Annotated in this window: 21 protein-coding genes; 16 read left to right on the top strand and 5 right to left on the bottom strand. The window is 69.3% G+C overall.

Annotated features, from left to right (window positions below; translation table 11 throughout):
- Positions 1–52 precede the first annotated feature (52 nt).
- From ACZ42A_RS09505 to ACZ42A_RS09465, 9 genes are all read left to right on the top strand, one after another.
- Complete coding sequence (locus ACZ42A_RS09505) at positions 53–1,033, top strand: NAD-dependent epimerase/dehydratase family protein (protein ID WP_468526578.1); 981 nt, start codon at positions 53–55, stop codon at positions 1,031–1,033.
- A 25-nt stretch (positions 1,034–1,058) separates the two neighbouring features.
- The gene (locus ACZ42A_RS09500; RefSeq protein ID WP_468526577.1) at positions 1,059–2,264 is read left to right on the top strand and encodes a glycosyltransferase family 4 protein; all 1,206 of its coding nucleotides are present in this window, start codon (positions 1,059–1,061) and stop codon (positions 2,262–2,264) included.
- A 129-nt stretch (positions 2,265–2,393) separates the two neighbouring features.
- A complete protein-coding gene (locus ACZ42A_RS09495; protein WP_468526576.1) occupies positions 2,394–3,854 on the top strand; it encodes a hypothetical protein in 1,461 nt (486 codons plus the stop codon).
- On the top strand, positions 3,851–5,425 hold the full coding sequence (locus ACZ42A_RS09490; protein WP_468526575.1) for a hypothetical protein: 1,575 nt from the start codon (positions 3,851–3,853) through the stop codon (positions 5,423–5,425). The genes ACZ42A_RS09495 and ACZ42A_RS09490 overlap by 4 nt, the downstream gene beginning before the upstream one ends.
- A complete protein-coding gene (locus tag ACZ42A_RS09485; RefSeq protein WP_468526574.1) occupies positions 5,422–6,969 on the top strand; it encodes an oligosaccharide flippase family protein in 1,548 nt (515 codons plus the stop codon). Before ACZ42A_RS09490 ends, ACZ42A_RS09485 begins: the two co-directional genes overlap by 4 nt.
- A gap of 77 nt (positions 6,970–7,046) precedes the next feature.
- Positions 7,047–8,591, top strand: coding sequence for a fibronectin type III domain-containing protein (locus ACZ42A_RS09480; RefSeq protein ID WP_468526573.1), 1,545 nt, complete (start codon positions 7,047–7,049; stop codon positions 8,589–8,591).
- The gene (locus ACZ42A_RS09475) at positions 8,591–9,046 is read left to right on the top strand and encodes an FAD synthase family protein (RefSeq protein ID WP_468526572.1); all 456 of its coding nucleotides are present in this window, start codon (positions 8,591–8,593) and stop codon (positions 9,044–9,046) included. Before ACZ42A_RS09480 ends, ACZ42A_RS09475 begins: the two co-directional genes overlap by 1 nt.
- Positions 9,043–10,104: a glycoside hydrolase family 5 protein gene (locus ACZ42A_RS09470; RefSeq protein WP_468526571.1), complete on the top strand. Its 1,062-nt coding sequence runs from the start codon at positions 9,043–9,045 to the stop codon at positions 10,102–10,104. Before ACZ42A_RS09475 ends, ACZ42A_RS09470 begins: the two co-directional genes overlap by 4 nt.
- A 37-nt stretch (positions 10,105–10,141) precedes the next feature.
- Positions 10,142–11,221 (top strand): PQQ-dependent sugar dehydrogenase, encoded by a 1,080-nt coding sequence (locus ACZ42A_RS09465; protein ID WP_468526570.1) that lies wholly within the window; start codon positions 10,142–10,144, stop codon positions 11,219–11,221.
- 10 nt (positions 11,222–11,231) lie between these two features.
- On the opposite strand, the gene ACZ42A_RS09460 is transcribed toward ACZ42A_RS09465, so the two are convergent.
- The 4 genes from ACZ42A_RS09460 to ACZ42A_RS09445 form a co-directional block, all read right to left on the bottom strand.
- Entirely contained in the window at positions 11,232–12,896 is a 1,665-nt protein-coding gene (locus ACZ42A_RS09460; protein ID WP_468526569.1) for a glycosyltransferase family 2 protein, read from the bottom strand.
- Between the two features lie 489 nt (positions 12,897–13,385).
- Positions 13,386–13,790, bottom strand: a complete 405-nt coding sequence (locus tag ACZ42A_RS09455) for a hypothetical protein (RefSeq protein WP_468526568.1) — start codon at positions 13,788–13,790, stop codon at positions 13,386–13,388.
- Between the two features lie 148 nt (positions 13,791–13,938).
- Complete coding sequence (locus tag ACZ42A_RS09450) at positions 13,939–14,265, bottom strand: YrhB domain-containing protein (RefSeq protein ID WP_468526567.1); 327 nt, start codon at positions 14,263–14,265, stop codon at positions 13,939–13,941.
- Between the two features lie 48 nt (positions 14,266–14,313).
- Positions 14,314–14,859: a hypothetical protein gene (locus tag ACZ42A_RS09445; RefSeq protein WP_468526566.1), complete on the bottom strand. Its 546-nt coding sequence runs from the start codon at positions 14,857–14,859 to the stop codon at positions 14,314–14,316.
- 171 nt (positions 14,860–15,030) lie between these two features.
- Here ACZ42A_RS09445 and ACZ42A_RS09440 point away from each other — a divergent pair, with 171 nt between their 5' ends.
- The 5 genes from ACZ42A_RS09440 to ACZ42A_RS09420 all read left to right on the top strand — a co-directional run bounded on the left by ACZ42A_RS09440 (position 15,031) and on the right by ACZ42A_RS09420 (position 20,835).
- A complete protein-coding gene (locus tag ACZ42A_RS09440; RefSeq protein ID WP_468526565.1) occupies positions 15,031–16,143 on the top strand; it encodes a hypothetical protein in 1,113 nt (370 codons plus the stop codon).
- Positions 16,144–16,278: 135 nt separating this feature from the next.
- Positions 16,279–16,683, top strand: coding sequence for a hypothetical protein (locus tag ACZ42A_RS09435; RefSeq protein WP_468526777.1), 405 nt, complete (start codon positions 16,279–16,281; stop codon positions 16,681–16,683).
- Between the two features lie 23 nt (positions 16,684–16,706).
- Positions 16,707–18,743 (top strand): hypothetical protein, encoded by a 2,037-nt coding sequence (locus ACZ42A_RS09430; RefSeq protein WP_468526564.1) that lies wholly within the window; start codon positions 16,707–16,709, stop codon positions 18,741–18,743.
- A 5-nt stretch (positions 18,744–18,748) separates the two neighbouring features.
- A complete protein-coding gene (locus ACZ42A_RS09425; RefSeq protein WP_468526563.1) occupies positions 18,749–19,288 on the top strand; it encodes a hypothetical protein in 540 nt (179 codons plus the stop codon).
- Between the two features lie 443 nt (positions 19,289–19,731).
- The gene (locus tag ACZ42A_RS09420) at positions 19,732–20,835 is read left to right on the top strand and encodes an endo-1,4-beta-xylanase (RefSeq protein WP_468526562.1); all 1,104 of its coding nucleotides are present in this window, start codon (positions 19,732–19,734) and stop codon (positions 20,833–20,835) included.
- Here the strand turns inward: ACZ42A_RS09420 and ACZ42A_RS09415 are convergent.
- Positions 20,822–21,448: a hypothetical protein gene (locus tag ACZ42A_RS09415; RefSeq protein WP_468526561.1), complete on the bottom strand. Its 627-nt coding sequence runs from the start codon at positions 21,446–21,448 to the stop codon at positions 20,822–20,824. The genes ACZ42A_RS09420 and ACZ42A_RS09415 overlap by 14 nt on opposite strands.
- Before the next feature lie 427 nt (positions 21,449–21,875).
- Between ACZ42A_RS09415 and rpsJ the strand changes: the two genes are divergently transcribed.
- Together rpsJ and rplC are read left to right on the top strand one after the other, a co-directional pair.
- Complete coding sequence (gene rpsJ, locus ACZ42A_RS09410) at positions 21,876–22,184, top strand: 30S ribosomal protein S10 (protein WP_003948644.1); 309 nt, start codon at positions 21,876–21,878, stop codon at positions 22,182–22,184.
- 16 nt (positions 22,185–22,200) lie between these two features.
- Positions 22,201–22,845, top strand: a complete 645-nt coding sequence (gene rplC / locus ACZ42A_RS09405; RefSeq protein WP_289933185.1) for a 50S ribosomal protein L3 — start codon at positions 22,201–22,203, stop codon at positions 22,843–22,845.
- Positions 22,846–22,851 lie beyond the last annotated feature (6 nt).

Here is a 22,851-nt window from a genome sequence, read left to right as displayed (position 1 = left end):
AAATAGTGCTTAGCCTTCGGGGGAGATTTCCGGATTCCTCGAAGGAGAGGCCATGGCCAAGCACGTTGACGTCGTCGTCGCCGGAGGCGGGGGATTCATCGGCGGGCACCTCGCCGCCGACCTCCTGTCCCAGGGGCTGACTGTCCGTTGCGTCGACATCAAGCCCCTGCACGAATGGCAGCAGGCGCACCCCGCGGCCGAGAACGTCGTCGCCGACCTGTCGCTGCTCGACAGCGCCCGCGAGGCCGTGCGGGACGCCCGCCAGGTGTACATGCTGGCCGCCGACATGGGCGGCATGGGCTTCATCGAGAACAACAAGGCCGCCTGCATGATGTCGGTGCTGATCAGCACCCACATGCTCAAGGCTGCGCAGGAGGCCGGAGTGGAGCGCTACTTCTACTCGTCCTCCGCGTGCGTGTACGCCGCCGGGAAGCAGGCCGACCCGAACGTCACCGCGTTGAAAGAGGAGGACGCGTACCCGGCGCAGCCCGAGGACGGCTACGGCTGGGAGAAGCTCTTCAGCGAGCGCATGTGCCGGCACTTCGGCGAGGACTACGGGTTCACCTGCCGCGTGGCCCGCTACCACAACGTGTACGGCTCGCACGGCACCTGGACCGGCGGCCGGGAGAAGGCTCCGGCGGCCGTGTGCCGCAAGGTCGCGGAGGCGGTCCTCTCCGGCGACCACCGGATCGAGATCTGGGGCGACGGCCTGCAGACCCGGTCCTTCATGTACATCGACGACTGCCTCCACGGCACCCAGATGATCATGAAGGGGGACAGCAGCATCCCCGTCAACCTGGGCTCCTCCGAGCTGGTCACCATCAACCAGCTGGTCGACATCGTCGAGGAGATCGCGGGCGTCCGCTGCGAGCGCACGTACCACCTCGACGCCCCGCAGGGCGTGCGTGGCCGCAACTCCGACAACACCCTGGTCAAGGAGCTCTACGGCTGGGAGCCCTCCATTCCCCTCGCCGACGGCCTGGAGAAGACCTACGCCTGGGTCTACGACCAGGTGAAGCTCGCCTCCCGCTGAGCCGCGCCCGGCAGGAGAACAGCCGATGAAGATCCTCGTCCACGACTACAGCGGCCACCCGTTCCAGGCCCAGCTCAGCCGCGAGCTGGCCCGTCGCGGCCATGACGTCGTGCACTCCACCTGCGTGGCCTACGTCTCCGGCAAGGGCAACCTGGCCGCCGACGCCGCCGACGGCCTGCGCTTCGTCACCATCGGCGAGCGCACGGTGCTGCGGAAGGACGCCTACGTCCACCGCCTCTTCCAGGAGACCCGGCTGGGGCTCGAACTGGCCCGTCAGCTGCGGCGCGAGCGGCCGGACGTGGCGCTGCTCGGGAACCTGCCCATCCCCGCCCTGGCCGTGGCCGCGCTGACGGCGAGGGCGCTGCGCCTGCCCTGGGTGCTGTGGCACCAGGACATCACCGCCGTCGCGCTGCGCGCCTTCGCCGCCGCCGGCGTCTCGCAGCTGATGGGCGTCGCCGCCCGGGTCTTCGAGCGGGGCGAGCGGTGGGCGGCGCGACGCGCCTCGGCGATCGTGGTGATCGCCGACTCCTTCGTGCGGGTCCACCGGGAATGGGGCACGGCCGGCAAGGTCACGGTCATTCCCAACTGGGCGCCTCTGGACGAGATCCGTCCCGTGGCCCGCGCCAACGCCTGGTCGGCGGAGCACGGCCTCACCAGCGTCCGGACCGTGCTCTACTCGGGCACCCTCGGCCTCAAACACCACCCGGTCCTGCTCGTCCAGCTCGCCGAGCGGCTGCGTGAGCAGGGCGAACAGGTCCGTCTCGTCGTCGTCAACGACGGCCCGGCCGTCCCGGTCCTGAGGGAGGCCGCCGCCGCCCGCGGCGTCGACCTGACCCTGCTGCCGTTCCAGCCCTACGAGCGGCTGCCCGAGGTGCTGGGCGCGGGCGACGTCCTGGTCGTGCTGCTGGCGGCGGACGCCGGGGAGTTCTCGGTCCCGTCCAAGACGCTGTCGTACCTGTGCGCCGGACGTCCGGTGCTGGGCCTGATGCCGGCGGACAATCTGGCGGCGAAACTGCTCCACGAGGCGGGCTCGGCGGTCTTTCCCCCCGAGGAGTCCGCGCTGGACGCGGCCGCCGGCTGGGTCCGCGAGGTCCTGTCCGACCCGGTGCGGGCCGAGCGGCTTGGCAAGGAGGCCCGGGCGCTGGCCGAGCGGGAATTCGCTCTGGAGAACCTTGCCTCGCGATTCGAGGAAATTCTGGGCGCGGCCCGCACCGCCCGCATTATGCGGTAATAGCAATTTCCGGCAAACAAAACACCCCTTTGGAATACGGTCGATAATCCCAGCTTGGGGCTATAAATCCCTTGGTGGCCGTTTTATTACCGTTTGCAATTCCGTTTGCATGTTCCCTCGGGGGTGCAGGTGCCAGGCAGTCGACAGCGTTCCGTGGCGGCCGTGTGCTGCTGGGCCTTTCTCCTGATCGGTCTGCTGCCGACGCTCATCCTGCTCACTCCCGGCGTGCAATTCGGCCCGGCCCTCGCCATGCAGTGCGTCGTCCTGGCGCACACCGCGGGAGCGCTCACCCGGGTGCTCACCTCGGCGTCGGTGCGCCTCCTCGCGTTCGGTTTCTGGCTCTTCGCCTATGTGTGGCTCGGCCTGGCACCGCTCGCCATGCTCGCCACCGACACCTACCCGCTCCGCTACCGCACCGGTGACTCCACCGCCTTCGCCGCCGCCGCGCTGACCGAACTCGGGCTCCTCGCCTACACCGCGGGGGCGGCGCTCGCCGCCCGGCGCCGCGGCAGCGGGTCGGTCGTCCTCGAACCCCTGCTGTCCCGCAGGCTGTCGCCCTTGCCCGTACTCCTGCTGGGCGGCCTGTCGCTGGTCGTCGCGGCCGTGCTGATCCCCCGGGAGCCCGGCGGCCTGGAGGCGTTCTTCACCAGCAGGCAGGCGCTGCGGCAGTCGGGCGCCGAGGGGGACTCCGCGCGGGCGCTGCGGGTGTGGGCCGTCGCCGTGCCCGCCTTCTGGGCCCTGGTGGCCCTGATGCACCTGCCCCGGCTGCCGGCGGGGGACCGGTTGCTGCGCGGCCTGCGCTGGATGCTGCTCCCGGCCCTCCTCGCACTCAACGTGATCGTCAACAACCCGATCAGCCGGCCCCGCTTCTGGGCCGGAACCGTCCTGCTGGTCCTGTTCTTCTCCTGGCGGCGGTTCAGCGGCCCCCGGGCGTTCCGCGCCGCCGCCGCGGCCGTCACGGTCGCGGTGCTGTTCGTCTTCCCGTACAGCGACTACTTCCGCTACGACGAGCGGGAAGCCGTCCAGGTGCTGACCCTGACGGAGCAGTTCAGCACCACCATGGACTACGACGCCTTCCAGCAGATGCAGACCGGCATCGACTACGTGCGGGACAACGGCTTCTCGCCGTCGGCGATGCTCGGCCCCGTCCTGTTCATGGTGCCCCGCTCCCTGTGGCCCGGGAAACCGCAGACCACGGGCATCGAACTCGCCCAGTACGCGGGCTACGACTTCCAGAACCTCTCCGCCCCGCTGTGGATCGAGGGCTACCTGTGGGGCGGCGCCCCCTGCGTCGCCGCCGTCTTCCTGCTGCTGGGCGCCGCCGGACGCCGTATGGACGACATCCGGGCCCGGCTGGGCGGCACGCAGGGCACGCTCGCCGCCCTCCTGGTCCCCGCGCTCGCCTTCTACCAGCTGATTCTCCTGCGCGGCAGCCTGATGGCGATCGTCGGGCCCCTGCTGCTGCTCCTCGCGGTTCCGCTCTTCATCACCACTCGCGCCGTCCCGCGGTCGTCCCCGTTCCGGCCCCCGGCGCGACCGCCCGCCAGGGCGGGCGACGCTCCCATCCCAGGACACAGGAGGCATGCGTGACCAGCCCCACCCGCTTCGACGACCGGTACGACGAACCCGACCAGCTCCGCGACCAGCTGCGCCGACTGCTGAGGTACCGCGCGACCATCGCGGCGGGCCTGGTCCTGGGGCTGCTCGGCGGAGTGCTGCTGGTGCTGCTGCGCGCGGGCAGCTACAGCTCCACCAGCGAGGTGCTCGTCCGCTCCAGAACGGACCCGTTCAGCACCTTCGGCGTGTCCGCCGACAACCAGCTGAGCATGGGCACGGAACGGCAGATCGCGCTCAGCGCCGCCGTCGCGGACCGTGCGGCGCGCACGCTCGGCCAGCCCTCCCGGGCCGACGCGCTGCTGGCGAACCTGCGCGTCACCAACCCGCCGGACACCCAGGTGCTCCGGTTCGAGTACACGGCGGGCACGGCGAAGCGGGCCGCCCGGGTGACCAACGCGTTCGCCGACGCTTACCTCGCCGACCGCCAGGACCGCACCAAGGCCATGGTGAAGCGGATGACGGCCGGGCTTGAGCAGCAGATCGCCGCGCTCACCAAGAAGGCCGACGCCAAGTCCGGGGCGTCCGCCTCGACCGCGGGCCTGCGGGACCAGATCGGCATCCTGCAGCGGCGGGCTTCGGACATCCGGTCCTACGACACCTCCGGAGGGGATGTCGTACGCCGGGCCGAGCCGCCGTCGCGGCCCGCCGGGCCGGGCCCCGCGTGGCTCATCGGCCTCGGTCTGGTCGGCGGCGGTCTGCTCGGCGTCGTCCTCGCCTGGCTGCGCTCCGCCCTGGAGCCGCGGGCGCGCTCGGTCGGCGAGGTGCAGGGCGCGCTGGGCGCCCCGGTGCTGGGCATCCTGCCCGGCCCGGAGCCGGACGACGAGGACCAGCTGCGGGTCGGCCGGGCCGGCGACAGCCGCGCGGAGGCCTACCGGGCCCTCGCCTTCCGGCTGCGCGGCGGCGAGCGCCGTCCCGGTGCGCTGCTGGTGGTGGCGCCGCGACAGGACCGCAACGCCGAGACCGCCGCGGCGAACCTCGCCGCCGCCTTCGCGGAGTCCGGGGACGACGTACTGCTGCTGGACGCCACCGCGAGCACACCCGGTCTGCCGGACCGGCTGCCCCTGGCGGCAGACGCCGCCGCACCGGTCGGCGCGCCGGAGGGCACTGTGGTGGTCGACGCGGGTACGGCCGGGCGGTTCGCGCTGCTCACCGCCGGCGACGAGGGTCCGGCGTCCCCCGCGGTGACGCGGACCCTGTCCCTCACCGGCTCCGAGGTCTCGGCGCTCGTTGTCACCCGGCCGCTGCTCGAACACACCGACGGGCTCGCGGTGGCCCAGCGCGTGGACGGCGTCCTCGTGGTGGGCGCCCTGGACCGCTCCCGGCGTGACGACCTCAAGCGGGTCCGCGAGCTGGTCGACTGCGCGGGCGGACACATCGTGGGCGCGGTGCTCGACCGCGGCGCACGGCGCGGCCTGCTGCGGCGGACCAAGGACGGCGGCTGGCCCCGCCGGCTCCGGCGGGACCCGTCCGCCACGCCGGCCGACGACCTGGTCGAGGAGCTGCCCGCACCCCTGCAGGACGACACGCTCAGCGTCTCGCGGTGAGCGCCTCCGGAACGGCCGTACCCGCCGCCGCCGGCGGGTCGGCCGCCCGGTGCGGGGTCGCCGCCACCGCGCGCGGCGGGTGGTGGGGCTTCCTGGGCTCCACGGTCAACGCCGTCTTCGGCTACGTCCTGGTCGCCCTGGTGACCCGCGCCCTCGGGGCGTACGGGGCGGGTGCGGTGTTCACCGGCGTCGCGGTCTTCACCATCCTCTGCAACACCTGCAAGCTGGGCGCCGACACGGGGCTGGTGCGCTTCGTCTCCCGGGACCTGGCCACCAGCGGGGGCCGCCAGGTGGGCGCACTGCTGCGCAGCGCCCTGCTGCCGGGGGCCGCGGTGAGCACGGCGGCGGCTGCGCTGCTGTTCCTGTCGCCCTGGACGGCCACCAGGCTGCTGCCGAACCTCGCCCCGGACGACGCGGTCACCCTGGTCCGGCTGTTCGCCCTGGTCCTCCCCCTGGCCACGGTCACCTTGATCCTGCTGGGGGCCACCCAGGGGTACGGCACCGTCGTACCGTTCGTCGGCGTCGAGCAGATCGGCAAACCGGTCCTGCGCGTGCTGATCGCCGTACCGGTCGCCCTGCTCGCACCGGGAGTGCTCAGTCTGGCCGCCGCCTGGCTCGCCCCCTCCGTGGCCGGGGCCGTCATCGCCTGGCTCGCGCTGCGGCGGTGCCGCCGTACGGCCCCCGGGCACCCGTCCGGGACCGAAGAGGCCGACACCAGGCAGGGGTTCTGGGCGTTCGCCGCACCCCGGGCGATCTCGTCCGTCTTCGACATCGGCGCGGTCTGGGTGGGCGTCGTCCTGCTGTCCAGCATGGCGACGAGCGAGGAGGCGGGCATCTACACCGCCGTCGGTCGGGTCATCGTCGCGGCGACCCTGCTCCAGCTCGCCATCCGCCTCGCCGTCGCCCCGGAGATCAGCCGCCTCCTCGCCGTGGGCGACCTGGCGCAGGCCCGCCATCTGCACCGCGTCTCGACGCGCTGGATCGTGCTGTTCTCCTGGCCGCTGCTCGCCCTGCTCACCTGCTTCCCGGGCACCGTCCTGTCGCTGTTCGGCCCGGAGTTCGCACAGGGGGCGGACGCGCTGGTCGTGCTCTGCGTCGCCTCGGCGGTCAACGTCGGGGTGGGGAACGCCCAGACGGTGCTGCTCATGGCCGGCAAGAGCTCCTGGCATCTCGCGGTCACCGGTGTCGCGTTCGCGGTACAGCTGACGGTCGGTGTGCTGGCCGTTCCCCGGCTGGGCGTGCTGGGCGCCGCCTTGTCCTGGGGAGCCGCGATCGTCGTCGAGAACCTCGTCTCGGCCGTGCTGGTGCGGTGGCATCCGGGCTTCACGGTCGTCGACACCGGCTATCTCCTCGCCACGGCCACCGGGTTGTGCTTCACGCTGCCGCTGCTGCTTCCGGCCAGGCTGCTGGCTGGTGACACGACAACCGGACTTGCGGTCGCAATCACCTCGGGATTGTGCGTATTCGGTATAAGTTTGTGGCGATTTCGTGCGCCGCTGGGAGTGCGCGAACTCGTCGGTGTGCTGCGCGAACGCACCACCTGAGGCCCTCTCGGAAGCAGAACCGAGGAACCTTCTCTCCCCCTTCTCACCACCCGTACCTCCTGCCCACGGGAAGTTCCATGCGCCTGAGAAAAACGACGACGAGGGGCGCCACCACGGCCGCCGCCGTAGCCCTCCTCGCGGCCGCTTCGCTGATCACCGCCTCAGCCTCGGCGGCCGACGGCGACGAAAAGACCCTGACCGCCGACCCGTTGGCGACCTGGCAGACCGACGGCATCGTCTGGACGGTCGAGTACGCACGCGGGGTCGTCTACGTCGGCGGCACCTTCGACACCGTCCGCCCGCCGGACGCACAGCCCGGCGAGAAGGAGGTCGCACGCAAGAACTTCGCCGCGTTCGACGCCAAGACCGGGCAACTGCTGCCCTGCACCCACTCGTTCACCGGCAGCGGAGACACCGTACGGGCGCTGAAGGCGTCACGCGACGGCCGAGTGCTGTTCGTCGGGGGCTCGTTCAACACGGCGGACGAGACACCGGTGTCCAGCGCGGTCGCGCTCGACACGAAGGACTGCTCGCTGCGCAAGGACTTCCGTCCCGCCATGTCGTCGTACGTGCGGGCCATCGAGGTCACGGACTCGGCGGTCTACCTCGGCGGCGACTTCCTGTTCGCCGCCGGCCAGGTCCGCAGGCACATCGCGTCGTTCACGCCCGCCGGCAAGCTGCTGCCGTTCGCCGCGGACATCGACGGACCGGTACGCGCGATCCTCGCCGCGCCCGAGCACGACAAGGTCCTCGTCGGCGGCAACTTCGACATGGTGAACGGCGCCCCCAGCCGCGCCCTGGCCGCCCTGCACCCTTCGACCGGCTCGACGGTGGGGGTCTACCCGTACTGGCTGCCGATGAGGTCGTCGGTCCAGGGGCTGGCCCGCGACAAGACCAACTTCTACGTGGCGGCCGAAGGCCGGGGAACGGGCATCTTCGACGGCCGTATCGCGGGTCGCCTGTCCGATGACGCGATGGTGTGGAAGGACTTCTGCCGGGGCGCCACCCAGACCGTCGCCGTGCACAACGGCGTGCTCTACAGCGGATCCCACGCCCACGACTGCAGCCGGACCCCAGGGGGCTTCCCCGAGCACAACAACCGCCAGCACTTCCTGGCCCAGTCGGTCCGCGACCGGCGCATCCTCCACTGGTTCCCCGACACCGACGGCGGGATCGGCGAGCAGAACGGCCCCCGCACGCTGGACATGGCGAACGGCATCCTCTGGGCCGGCGGCGAGTTCACCGAGGTCAACGGCCGACCGCAGCAGGGCCTGACACGCTTCGCGGCCGGACCCGACACCGGAGCCCCGGAGGCGCCCCCGCAGCTCCAGGTCGCCGAGACGTCCGCCGGCCGCGTCACGCTCACCTGGCGCGCCGCGTGGGACCGGGACGACGCGGAACTGCAGTACCTGATCTACCGCGACGGCCGCCGCGTGGCCGCACCGTGGCAGCGGTCCACCTCCTGGGACCGGCCGCAGATGACCTACACGGACACCGTCACCCCCGGCTCGTCCCACCGCTACGCGATCGCCGTCACCGACGGCGACAACACGTCGTCCAAGTCGAAGGAGCTCGAAGTCGTCACCACGGCCGCCGACGAGCGGCCGAAGGAAGAACGTTGATGGGGGAACGTCTCGGCTACGCGCCCGGAGTCTTCGACCTCTTCCACGTCGGCCACCTCAACATCCTGCACCGGGCCCGGGAACACTGCGACCGACTGGTCGCGGGCGTCTGCTCCGACGATCTGGTGGTCCGCCTGAAGGGCAGACCGCCCGTCGTACCGCTCTCCGAGCGCCTGGAGATCGTCCGCAGCGTGCGCTACGTCGACGACATCTACGTCGCGACCGTCGACGACAAGATCGCCGTCTGGAAGGACATCGGCTTCGACGTCATCTTCAAGGGGGACGACTGGCTCGGCACAGACGTCTGGAACCGACTCGAGGTGGAATTCGCGAAGGTCGGAGTGGAGGTCGTCTACTTCCCCTACACCCCGCACATCTCAAGCACCCTGCTTCGCGACGCGCTCGCAGAACAGGGGCTGCGAGCAGCAGGCGGTATGTACCGAGAGAGATCATGATTCCGGAGGCGGAGATGCGCTCACTCACGTCGGGTAGCCATTGGGTCGCCCGGTCATCCCTTGCCCTGGCCGCCGCACTCGGCCTTCTCTCCGCGAATGCGGCATACGGCAAGGACACCGGAACGACGGCGGCGACCCAGGTCAAGACACCACTTCAGGCATACGGCAAGATCCGGGTCTGCGGCACGCAGCTCTGTTCGGAATCCGGCGAGCCCGTCCAGTTGCGAGGGCTGAGTTCGCATGGCACGCAGTGGTACGCCCATTGTCTGGCCGGCCCCGCGATGGACGCGTTCGCCTACGACTGGCAGATGAGTGTTCTGCGCATCGCCACGTACGCGCGAGAGGGCGGGTATGAGACGGATCCGCGGAAGTACACCGATCTGGCACACCAGTTGATCGAGAGAGCGACCGCTCGTGGCATGTATGTCATCGTCGACTGGCACACGATCCATCCGGGTGATCCGCACGAGGACCTCGACAACGCGCTCACCTTCTTCAAGGAAATCGCCGAACGCCACAAGAACAAGAGCAACGTCATCTATGAGCTCGCCAATGAGCCGCACCATGTGAGCTGGGAGACCGCCAAAAGGTACGCGGAAACTCTCATTCCGGTGATCCGCTCCATTGATCCCGACAGCGTGATCCTTGTCCCCACGCACGCCTGGGCCACGCTCGGTGGGGCCGAGGGATCCAACGAGCAGGAGATCGTGGAGAATCCGGTGCGCGCCGACAACATCATGTACACATTCCACTTCTACGCGAAGATGGCGCGGAACCACTATGTGGCGCTCCTCGACCGCGCCTCGTCGAAGCTCCCGGTATTCGTCACGGAGTGGGGCGTCGGATCATGGACCGGCTGGGAGAACGACTTCCCCATGGCGCAGAAGTACATCGACCTCATGGCGAGGAAGAAGATCGGCTGGACGCACTGGAGCATCGCCGACAACGACCACGACATCTCGGTCTTCAAGAAAGGTACGTGCAGTACAGGCAAGTTCGCCGGTACCGGCGTTCTCAAACCTTCCGGTGTCTGGCTCAGGGAACGAATCAGAAACTGACCACCCGTGTCTGTGTGCTTTCCAGGAGGATTCTTCCGTGTACACCGTCAAGACCCGTCGGCGGGCCACGACCTGCGCCACGGCTGTCGCCGCCGTGGCAGCCGGACTGCTGGTTCCGCAGCCGGCCACCGGCAACACAGCGGCGGTCTCGTCCGACAGCGCCGCCAAGGTCCCCACGGCCATCAGGACCATCTCGTCAGGATGGAACATTCCCTGGGGACTGAGTTGGTTGCCCGACGGCTCCGCGCTGATCAACGAGCGCGACTCGTTCCAGGTCTTCAGGCTCACCCGGTCCGGCGTGAAGACCAAGGTCGGGACCGTGCCCCACACCGTGAACACCAAGCCCGAGAGCGGTCTGCGCAGCATCGCCGTGTCGCCCAACTGGAGCCGCGACCACTTCATCTACGTCTACCACGCGGCCGCGGAGGGGAACCGGATCGCGCGGATGACCTACGACGGCACCCGGCTGAGTGGGTACAAGACGCTCGTCACCGGCATCAAGAAGGGCGGAACGAACGGCGGCCGTATCAAGTTCGGTCCCGACGGCTACCTGTACGCCACCACCGGCGAGGCCTGGACGTCCGGCGACGCGCAGGACAGGAACTCCCTCAACGGCAAGATCCTGCGCATGACCACGGACGGCAAGCCGGCGCCGGGCAACCCGTTCGGCACCCTCGTCTACTCCTACGGCCACCGCAACCCGCAAGGCCTCACCTGGGACGCACAGGGCCGTCTGTGGGAGACCGAGATCGGCAAGGACACGTACGACGAGGTCAACCTCATCCGACCGGGCAGGAACTACGGCTGGCCTGTCTGCGAGGGCGTCTGCAACGTCGCCGGCATGACCAACCCCAAGCACCAGTGGCGTCCCGCCGAGGCCGTGCCGAGCGGCCTCACCTACGCCCACGGCGCCCTGTACGTCGCCGCGCTGCGCGGTGAACGGCTGTGGCGGATTCCGGTCACCGGCACAGCCCTTGGTACCCCCGTCGCGCACTACGTCAAAACCCACGGCCGGATGCGCCTCGCCGAGCTGGTGCCCGGCCAGGACAAGCTGTGGATCACCACCGACAAGGCTGGCCGGAACGCGGACCGAGTGCTCGAGGTCGATCTCGGCTGACATCGCGTTGTCACAGCCCGCCGAGATTCTCCGCGGGCGCAGGCTTCCGCCGCGAGACGACGGGAACGGGCGCGTCAGAGGCACCCCTGGGCGGGACGAGGACCCGCCCGACGATCACGGCGTAGAACAGGCCGGAGGCCAGTACCAGCGCGAAGTCCGGCGGGTACAGGGTGAGCGTCCGCCAGACCGCCGCGCCCACCCACACGAGAGCCGTCCCGCCGCTCCAGACCCAGACGCCGATCCAGAAGCGTCTGTTCCCCTTCCGGCCGGCGGCCGCCGAGCCGGTGGGCCGCCAGGGCTGGCACCTGCCGCACACGGCGTCGCAGATGGCGAACACGTGCGCCCAGCCGTACAGCAGCCGCACGGCCCATGCTTCGAGTCGAAAAGGGCATCTGTGCCACAGGGGGAAGATCACGAAGGTGTAGACGATGCTGGGCACGACCAGCAGCGTGTACTCGGCCTTGAGCTTTTCGGGCATGGCGATCAGCAGGACGATCGGGATCAGCGGTGCCAGGAAGGTGAAGAGCGCCGTGTGGAGGTAGTAGAGAAGGCCGGAGATGTAGCAGAGCCGGGTGGTGACCCTGAGCTTGGCGGCCCAGAACTTCCTGCTGCCCAGCAGACTCAGGGAACCCGAGCACCAGCGGTACTGCTGGTGGTAAAACGCGTTCACGTTGTCGGGACAGTTGCCGGTGGCGAGGGGGAGCGGCACATAGCGCAGGTCCCAGCCGAGTCGGCGCAGGTCGAAGCCCGTGTGCACGTCCTCCGAGTGTTCGATCAGAGTGGTGCCGCCGTTGGCCTCCAGCGCCGCCCGGCGGTACACGGCGCAGCTGCCCACACAGATGGCGGCGCCATGGCGCTGACGGGACACCTGGACAGCCCGGTAGAAGAGCTCCTGTACGGCACCCGCACCGCGCTCGATCCATGTCTGCCGTGTGAGCACGCGGAAGAACTGCGGTGACTGGACGATGCCGGTCTTCGGGTCGTGCTCCATGTACGGCAGGAGCTCTTCCAGCAGATCCGTGCGGGGAGCAAAGTCGGCATCGAGGACGAGGATGTACTCCTCGTCGGAGATGCCCAGCCCGAAGTGCAGATTGCCGGCCTTCTTGAACCAGCCCCGGTCGGGCCGGCTCCCGTAGACGAAGCCGAACCTCTCGGCCATGGCGGCGAGCTCCGGATCGGCGGAGTCGTCGAGTACGTAAGGGGTGACCCTGCCGGGGTAACGGTCGGCGAGCCGGCGCACATGGGTCCACGTGTTCTCCAGGACGTCGACGGGTTCCCCGCACACCGGCAGGAAGACCGCCACCGTCGGGTACGCCTCGGGACGCCAGTCCTGGACCAGTCGGCGGTGGACTTCCAGATCGAAGTCCGCGGTGAAGGAGTTCACGCGCAGCGAGACGACGTAATAGAGGAGGGTGAACCCCAGGCACGGCAGCAGGGCGATCAGCCACGGAGACGACTGGACCAGCCTGAACTGGCTGAGGACGAGACAGGCCATGCTGATGAGCGAGGCGGCCGTGAGCACCCAGAGGTGACGCCTGACGTAGGAGTACTTCTCCTCGTCGTCCGGGGGATCGGGGAGTACGCAGGTGGCCGGCTGCGCGGGCCGGAGAGCTGTCCGCCGAGCGGGTCTTGGCCGGGTCGTTGCCGCCGTGGCGTCCGGGGCATCGAGGCTCATTTTCTGCTCCTTGGCTGGGGTGGTTGCCTCCCACCCCAGTCAGACGACGTATGACCTGCGCGTTCGGCTGGGCCGATTGCTGCACGGGGCGCTCGAAGGGAGGACTGGCCGAGGAACGGAACAGCCACCGGCTCAGAAGACGGGCAGCGCCGTGAGGGTCGTACCGTCCAAGGCGAAGACGCGGTTGCCGGCGGCGGTCAGCCAGTGGCGGGTGGGATCGCTGAGGACGCGGAAGACCCAGGTGGTGTTGGCGAGGGTGCTGCCACCCGTGGTGTCGTCGGCGGGGAGGACGCTGATGCCGCCTCCCGTCTTGTTGAAGGCGGTGGTCCAGAGCCCGTGACCTTGGACGACCAGCGGGCCGCCCGGTTGGGAGGTGAAGAGGTTTCAGGCGGTGCGTCCGTCGCCGCTGTCGACGGCGAACACGTCACCGCCCGCCGTGGTGACGACCAGCATGCCCTGGGCGGTCAGCCCGCTGGACCGGCCGGGTTCTCACCAGGCCCACTTGGGCGACGCGGAGCCGGTGGGCTCGGGCTGTACGGCCGTACCGCCGCCGAGCCCGAGCCACGCCCAGGCGCTGGCCCCGGCCGCGGCAACGCCCAGGGCCAGCCGTCGGGACACTCCCGCCGACACGCTGACAGGGCCGCTCTCGCCGCCGACCTCCGCGACGGCCGCGAGGCCGGGCAGGGACAGAGACCTGGCGGAGTTCGCCTCGACGGCCCGGCGTTCGGGGTCCGTGTCGGTGCGGGGCAGACAGACGATCACCGTGCGCCGGCCGTCCGCGCTGCGGGCGAGGTGGTGGTGCTCGGGCGTGCGCTGCCGCTCCGCTTCTCCGTCGAGGGCCGCGAGGACTACGTACGGCCCGATCCACGCCGGGTCGTAACGCAGGCGCTCCATCGCGTGCGCGTTCAGGCGGGGCGACGAGCCACCCGGCGGGCTGTCTGCCGACTCCGGCGCGGGGCGCGTACCGCGCGGTCGTAGGCCGAGGTGCGGGTGGGCTGCCCGATGCGGATCGTGCGGCCCAGCCCCTCGGGCGGAGGTGTCCTCAGGCGTTGATCCGCCGCCAGTCGTAGTCCTGGGGCGGCGGCCAGTCGCCGGACGCGCGCATCTCCATGTAGTGCTCCGTCGGAGGGAAGTTCGGAGCCATGTGGGCGGGCGTGCCGTCGTGCGGCACGACGACGACCGGGCTGAACGGCCTCTTCGTGACGTCGCCCGTCTCGATGTGCTCCTTCAGGTCGAAGCACACGGTCCAGCCGTAGGCGAACTCGACGGCTGTGTCCGTGAGCATGACCACGGAGTCGGCCTGGTCCGCGTAGGGCCCGGTCGTCAGGAAGAGCAGGGCGGCCGCCACCGCGTTGTCCTTGGTCACCATGCGGGTCACCCTAGGCGGGCGGTCTCCGGGTGCCATAGGCGCGGCGGCTCAGTACTCGTGCCGGATGCACCCGCCGTTGGCGCGCAGGACGGGCCGGTCGGAGTACCAGTCCGGGGCGAGGGTGAGCCGGACACCGTCGTCGGTGGCGGTGACGCCCGGCAGGCCCGAGTCCTGGTCGGCCTTGACGCGCCGCACGTCTAGGCCGCGCTCGGTCCACGTCCTGTGGAGGTTCTCGACGGCCGTGAGGTAGGCGTCCCGGTCCGGGAACTCGAGGGCCCACTCGTATGTCGGCTCGTCCCGCGTGACACCGGTGTCGTCGAAACCGAAGTCGTCCACGCAGGAGCCGCTGACCTCCTCCAGAACCCCGTCGCCGGTGGTGGTGGGGATCGGGTCGAGATCCCCCAGCGCGCGCTCACCGGCCGCCTCCGTCTCGGCCACCCGCTCCCGGTAGTCCGTGGCGGAGAGCACCGGACCGCCCGCCAGGGACTGGCAGGCGGACGCACCGAAGGCGATCACGACCACGACGATGCCGAGCAGGGCGAGGAGGACGGCACGGGGCACGGCCGGGTGGAGGCGGGACGTCGGTGTGGACATGCCCTCGATCAAATCCGCCGGGCGGGCGTGCGGGGAGGGCGGAGGTACCCGGGCGGGCTGAGTAGGAGAGCTCAGTTGGCCGGAACCGCTTGTGCAGTTGTCAACAAACGGCTTAGGAATGATCGCGCAGGCCCGCGCCGACCCTCGTCTCCTGATCCTGAGAGTGAGCCCGTGAGTACCGTCCCGCCCTCCGACCAGCCCGGTGAGCAGCCCTCGATATCCGACGAGGAGCTGGAGGCCTTCCTCCGAGAGGCCGCGGAAGGCGGCGGCGCCGACGCGCCGAAAGAGCCGTCGGCGCGGGCGCGCATGGTGACTCAGCGGCTGCGCGAGCAGGGCGAGACGGCCCCGCCGGGCTGGCGTACGGGGCCGTCGTGGGAGGAGACGCACGGCCGCGCCCGCCGCAGGCGCAGGCTGGGCGCGGCGATCGGCGTACTGCTGGCCGTGGGGCTCGCCGTGGTCGCGATCCGGCCTTCACTGGTGACGGACCGCCTGCCCGGAGGCGACGACGGCTCCCAGGCCGCCACGGCCTCCGCGTCCCCCGTCCCCGGCGACGGCGCCACCCTCGACGCCCCCTTCCGCGGCTCACCCGCCCGCTCCTGGGCCGAAGGCGCGGACGCGATCGAGATCCCGGCCGCCAAGGCGGTCGGCGACATGAGCAAGGAGGACGTGGAGCTGGCCCTGCGCCGCACCAAGGAGTTCCTGGTCACGGCCAACCTCGACCCGGACGTACGACGCGGCGGTCGGCCGGAGAAGGCGCTGGCCCTGCTCGACCCCAAGCAGCCGGACATGCTCTCGGACGCACGCCGCGCCCTGCGCTCACCGGACCGCGAACACGATCCGGTGAACCTCTTCTCCCGCTTCGACCCGGACGAGGTACGCCCGGTGGGGGACGTCGTCAAGGTGCGCGGCACGATGACGTACGAGGCCGGCAAGCCCGGGCAGGTGCGCGTACGCGCCGACTACACCTTCGTCTACCCGATGGTGAAGGCGGAGCGCGGCGCCGACCGCATCTCCCGCACCATCGTCCGCCGCGAACTGACCGTGCTCCTGTCCGACCCGGCCCGTTGGACGGCCACCCCCGGAAAGCTCCAGGTGGAGCGCTACGACGCCGCGTACTTCAACGTCTCCTGCGAAAACGAGGGCGGCTTCCTGCACCCGTCCTTCCCGACTGTCGCCCCGACCGACACCCCACCCACGGGCGAGGCCCGCGACCCGTACGACCGCGATACGCCCCTGGGTGAGGTGTTCGACGGGGAGGAGTGCGGCACGGTGACCCGCAGCTAGTCGGCGAAAGAGTCGGGTTGACCGGTTTATGACGCTCCGCGGCAGACGCGCTACGGTGCCGGACGCTGATCAGAAATTGCCTCAGCGCACGTGCGGCGCGTGAGGCGACGGGGAGGCGGCGGAGCAGTGACCGAGATGAGGATGAATCAGCTTCCAGCCGATCGGGGAGGGATCGGTCCCTCGGGCGGCGGACCCAAGGACCTGGCTTCCTCGCCCGCCGAGAAGAAGGCCGCGGCCAAGGCGATTGAGGACCACATCGAACCGGACACCGCGAAAGCGGGGCGTCATGCGGACGCGGACACCGCGAACGCGGTCAAGGCGTTCGGGGCGAAGGACGGGGACGGATGGGACACGTCGACGGCACTGAAGAAGGCCCACGAGACCTGGGCTGACCAGGTGAAGAACCTGATGGACCGACTCGGCTCGGAGATCGACCTTCTGCGGCAGGCCAACCACACGCTGACCGGCGCCGACCTCACGGTGCGAGGCGCTGCACGGCAGATCTCCGTTTTCGACGCCTACTCCCGGGGGCGGAACTAGTCGTGCCCACCTACCACGAGATCATGACCACCGACCTTTCCGCGCTCACGACCGCCGCGAAGAGCTGGGACGGCATGGCGGGGGAGTTCGCCAAGCAGGAGAAGGCCTACGGGCGGGACGTGCACGGCATCTCCATGGGCCAGACGTGGGCGGGTCTCAGCGCGGAGGCGGCCAACGCCCGCTTCGACATCACCCTCAAGCAGTTCCAGTACGCGCAGACCGAGGCCAAGGCCGTCGCCGGTCTGCTGCGTGACGCCCACACGCAGTTCGTCGAGCTGCGCGGCCGGCTGAAGGCCGCGCGGCAGGAGGCCATCGACGCGGGGATGAAGGTTTCGGACCAGGGCTTCGTCAGCCTGGACATCGAGCGGATGTCCGAGGCCGAGCGCAGGGCCGTGCACCACGACCCCGGGTACCGGGAAGCCGTCCAGTCCTGGCAGGACCGCATCAACAAGGCGGTCCAGGACGTGACGGACGCGGACGCCGGTGTACGGATCGCGCTGCAGGCCGTGGTGGTCGACGAGAGTGTCATCGCCGGGGGCCGGGGCTTCAACGGTGAGGCGAAGAACGACGTCGAGACGTACGAGGGCCAGGCAGCGGAAGAGGCGCTGGAGAAGCTCGCCAGGGGTGACCGCCTCTCGGACAAGGAGTTCGCCGAACTGAGGCGGACGTTCCGTGACAACAGCGACGACCCGGCGTTCTCACGGACTCTCCTCGACGGCTTGGGCGCCACCGGCACGATCAAGCTGACGAACGAGCTGAACGACCTGATCCAGGTGCGGGGTGGAGACCGCGTCGGCGACTACTCCGCGATCGAGACGGGCCTGGCCAACGCCCTTGCCTCGGCGACCAAGGACACGAAGTCGCAGTGGTACGAGGACTGGCGCGAGGAGATGCGGAAGGCCGGGGTCGAGCGGCATGCCACCGATGTCCAGGGCGCGCGCCTCGACAAGGCGGTCGGCTACCAGTCGCTCGTCACCCTCATGCAGAAGGGCCACGGATACGCGCCGGAGATGCTCGGGGACCTCACCGACGACATGATCGCGGCGGAGAAGAAGGACCCCGGCATCTGGCAGATGAAGCACGAGTACGCAGGTAAGGGCGACGGTTGGTTCGCCAACGACCCGGTGGACGGGATGCTCGGCATCATGAGCCGCGATCCGGAAACGGCGGCGCGCTATCTCAGCTCCGAGGAGAACATGAAGTACCTCGTGAAGGAGCGGAACTGGGACGTCACCCTTCATGAACACGAGGGACCGAAGGTCGGCACGTACTCCCCGGGAGAGGACGGCGACACCCGCGCCGGCTTCGGAGCGGCCCTCCAGGCCGCCGCGACCGGCATCGACCCCTCGGACAGGAACGCCCACTACGTCGAGCACACGAAGCAGAACGAGGCGGTCTTCAAGTCGGCGATCACGCTCTTCGCGGACAGCGGGGACGACTTCCCGCCGTCCATGCGGGAGCCGATGGCCAACATTCTGATCAATCACGGCGATACCGTGCACAAGGCGATGAGCAACATCAGCATGGCCGACTCACCGCTTGACCAGACCAACCTCTTCCAGGTCACCAAGCAGGTATCCAAGGACTCGGACGCTTACAGCACGCTGAACGGCGGACTGAACCAGGCGATGGTGGCCGCCATCCATGACGACGGACCCGAGGGGTCTACTGAGTCGCTGAACAGGGCCGGGCGGACGATCGGCTTCCTCGAGGAGGCCCGGATCCAGGCACAGGGCGAGCCGGAGAAGCCAGAGATCGAGGGCAAGGCGCTGGTCGACAGCGCCATCAGCCATATCCCCGTTGTTTCCAGCGATGTTCAGGCGGGATTCGACTATGTCACCGGGAAGTGGCTGGAGGACGAACAGCGGAGGCTCGATGATCAGCAGACCGCCCAGAATGTTGCGCACTATTCAAGTCGGAACGGGCAGTTGATGGCGCTCGCCGAGGAATGGCGCAACACCCATGAGTCGCCTCCTCGGGACCCTTACGATGTCCAGAAACAGATCAACGAGTCCGCCGAGGACGGAATAAAGCACGCGCAAGGGGTATCCGGAAAGTAGGCGACGTGAGGTCTCTCAGGCAGCATGGGTTGACGGTCTTTTTCGCGCTGGCGATGGCCTTCGTCGCGACCGCATGTGGCCAGTCGGATGGCGAACAGATCCCGGAGGCGCTGTGCGGTACCCGGGTCGACCGGGCGCTGCTCCGCTCGGTGCTCACGTCCACGGACGACCTGGCCGAGGTCAACCGGCTGGATCGGTCTGAGGCAATCTCGGCCCCCTGTACCCTCTATTCCGACGGAAAACCGATTTTGGAGCTTCACTTCTATTGGTCGACTGCTGCCCCTGGATTCTCTGGGCGATCCAAGTACGATCCCATCTTCGAGGACGTTTCGCAGTGGCAGTCGGTGAACATCGCGGAAGAAGCGATTGTCGGCAACAATGGTGCGATTGTATCGGGGCCGTGCGTTGTCGGCCGTAACACGGACTTGATTATCGAACTTCACCTGCCCGAGGTGAACATTATGGACGAAAGCCGCCGCAAGGACATCGAGAAGTTCATGCGTGCGTACTTCCCCGCCACGGTCAAGACGTTGTCATGTGACTGAACTGGTAAGGCCCTCGGCAGTGACGGCGTCGTCTGCCAGGAGACCGTCGACCAGGTGGTGCACGATCCGTGAGCCGCACGGCGCGCCCTCGCCGTTGGTAACGACCCGGCGGTCCAGCAGCGGTGTGGCGGCGAAGACGGCGAGGGCTGCCTGCCGGGGGTCGAGGGCGGGAGCGATCCGGTCGTACAGCTTCTCCAGGTGGGCTTTCCCGAGGGTCGTGGGGGAGCCGGCGGATGCCCTCCGGCTCCCATCCTTCGGCCTGGTCGCGCAGTACGCCGAGGACGTCTGCGCCCCGCACCCGGTTCCCGCCGGGGGCGGGGCGCAGCCGTGTCTGGATCGCTGCACGGGCATTGACCCGGCGCTCGGCGGGCCGCTAGCTTCCGTCATCAAATGTTTCGGATATCGCTTCGAAACTTTCGAGACGACGGAATGAGACTCCCCGCATGAGACCCATTCGCTTCGCCATCGCGGCCCTCGCCACCGCCGCCCTGTCCCTGCCGCTAGCGACCCCGGCCGCGTCGCAGTCGGACGCCTCCCACGCCAGGTTCGACCGGCTGCGCGCGGCCGCGCCCGAGGGCTTCTTCGTGGGTACCGCCGTGGCGGGCGGTGGGCACCACCTGGAGCAGGACTATCCGGACCCGTTCACCTACGACAGGGAGTACCGGAAGATCCTCGGCCGCCAGTTCAGCTCTGTATCGCCCGAGAACCAGATGAAGTGGGAGTTCATCCACCCCGAGCGCGACCGTTACGACTTCGCGGCCGCCGACGCGATCGTCGAGTTCGCCGAGAAGCACGGCCAGGTCGTGCGGGGGCACACGCTCCTGTGGCACAGCCAGAACCCGCAGTGGCTGGAGCAGGGGAACTTCTCCAAGGAGGAACTGCGCGCCATCCTGCGCGAGCACATCACCACCGTCGTCGGCCGCTACGCCGGCCGCATCCAGCAGTGGGACGTGGCCAACGAGATCTTCGACGGGGAGGGCAAGCTCCGGGCCCAGGAGAACATCTGGATCCGCGAACTCGGGCCCGGCATCGTCGCAGACGCCTTCCGCTGGGCACACGCGGCCGACCCGAAGGCGAAGCTGTTCTTGAACGACTACGGCGTCGAGGGCGTCAACGCCAAGAGCGACGCCTACCACGCCCTCGTCCAGGACCTGCGCAAGCAGGGTGTTCCCGTCCACGGCTTCTCCGCGCAGGCGCACCTGAGCACGCGCTACGGCTTCCCGGGCGACCTGGAGGCGAACCTGCGGCGGTTCGACGCGCTCGGTCTGGAGACGGCCATCACCGAGCTGGACGTGCGGATGGATCTGCCGGAGAGCGGTGTGCCCACCAAGGCGCAGGAGCAGCAGCAGGCCGACTACTACCGGCGTGCGCTGTCGGCCTGCCTGGCCGTCGAGGACTGCAACTCCTTCACCATCTGGGGCTTCACCGACAAGTACTCCTGGGTCCCGGTGTTCTTCGAGGGTGAAGGATCTGCCACCGTCATGACCGACGACTTCGCCCGAAAGCCCGCCTTCCACGCCCTGCGGGACACGCTCAAGGCAGCTTGACGTCCGTGCAGCCCCGGCGCTCGGTGATGTCAGCGACGTAGGCCTCGAAGAGGGTCTTGCGGCGGTCCGCGATGACGCCGTCGTAGGTGTTGGGGGTGTCGTCGTAGTCCCTGTAGCCGACCGAGCGCGCGTCCGGGCCGAAGTGCGAGGCCGTCCGGATTGGCTCATGGCCGGCAGGCAGATCTCCTCGGCGGCGCGCGGTGAGGTGGGGACGCCCAGCGCGTGGTCGGGGAGCCTGCCCTGTCCGGCGCGGTCGAGGTGGCGGGCGTACCGGGCGCAGGAGCCGCCTGCGGATCCGCCGGGCCCAGGTCCCGGCTCGGCGGTCGAGCCGGTCCGGGAGCTTCGGCAGGCGGGCCTCGCAGCCGATCTCCGCGGCGGCCCGCGTCGCCGCCCCGTGGGCGATGCTCGCCGGCAGAGACAGGTCTTCGCCGGAGACGTCCTCGTACTCGGCGTACGCCTTGAACTGTCCGGAACGGGCACGCGGCAGACCTGGAAGTAGCCCGCCGGGCGCTCGCTCAGGTCGATCTCCCGCACTCCCTCGACCGCGCGGCGACGGGCTAGCCCCGATGCCCAGGGCGGCCGTGCCGCACCACAGTCGGGTAAGCATGTTCATGACCGCCAACGTGCCAGGCGCCTACCAGGTGTTTGACCTACGTCACCCTCGGGGTATTCTCTCCGGCTCGATTGGCGTCGCCCCTGCCCCATATGGCAGACTGTCCGAGTTGCTCGGTCGAGTGTTGATGCTGCGCGCCTCCCGCCGGGAGGACCGGAAGCGAGTCCCACAGTACTCGTCGCCCCTGATCAGGGGCGGACGTACGGGAATCTTCCGGGAAGCGTCGGTGCGGCACCGGCCAGGCACCCGGTGGACCTTTCGTCCTCGGCTTGCGGTTCCGGAAGGGCCGTGTGCATTCCCCGCAGGGATGTTCGAACAAGGGACATCTGTGTCAGTGGGAACGCGACACGCCCGACCGCGTGGGTCGGAGGAAGTGCCAGGAATACCGGGTTCCAGAGCTGTAGAGAGACAGGACTACGAAGTAGCCATGGCGGGACAGAAGATCCGCATCCGGCTCAAGGCCTACGACCACGAGGTCATCGACTCCTCGGCGAAGAAGATCGTCGAGACGGTGACCCGCACTGGTGCGTCGGTCGCGGGCCCGGTGCCGCTGCCCACTGAGAAGAACGTGTACTGCGTCATCAAGTCGCCGCACAAGTACAAGGACTCGCGCGAGCACTTCGAGATGCGCACGCACAAGCGCCTGATCGACATCCTCGACCCGACCCCCAAGACCGTTGACTCTCTGATGCGACTCGACCTGCCGGCCGGTGTCGACATCGAGATCAAGCTCTGAGGCTGGTGGGCTGAGAATGGCTAAGCAGATCAAGGGCATCCTGGGCGAGAAGCTCGGTATGACGCAGGTGTGGGACGAGAACAACCGTGTTGTTCCGGTCACCGTCGTCAAGGCCGGGCCCAATGTCGTCACCCAGGTCCGTACGAACGACGTCGACGGCTACGAGTCCGTCCAGATCGCCTTCGGCGACATCGACCCGCGCAAGGTGAACAAGCCCCTCAAGGGCCACTTCGCCAAGGCGGACGTCACCCCGCGTCGTCACCTCGTGGAGATCCGCACGTCGGACGCTTCCGAGTACACCCTCGGCCAGGAGATCACCGCCGAGGTGTTCGAGGCCGGCGTGAAGGTCGACGTCACCGGCAAGAGCAAGGGCAAGGGCTTCGCCGGTGTCATGAAGCGCCACAACTTCGGTGGCCTCGGCGCCGGTCACGGCACCCAGCGCAAGCACCGCTCCCCCGGTTCCATCGGTGGCTGCGCCACCCCGGGCCGTGTGTTCAAGGGCCTCCGCATGGCGGGTCGCATGGGCAACGAGCGGGTCACCACCCAGAACCTGACCGTCCACGCCGTTGACGCGGAGAAGGGTCTGCTGCTCATCAAGGGCGCGGTTCCCGGTCCGAACGGCGGCCTCGTCCTGGTCCGCACCGCGGCCAAGGGGGCCTGAGGTAAC

It is taken from the genome of Streptomyces sp. NPDC030838 (assembly GCF_055572035.1).
This window is presented reverse-complemented; position numbering and strand designations above follow the sequence as displayed.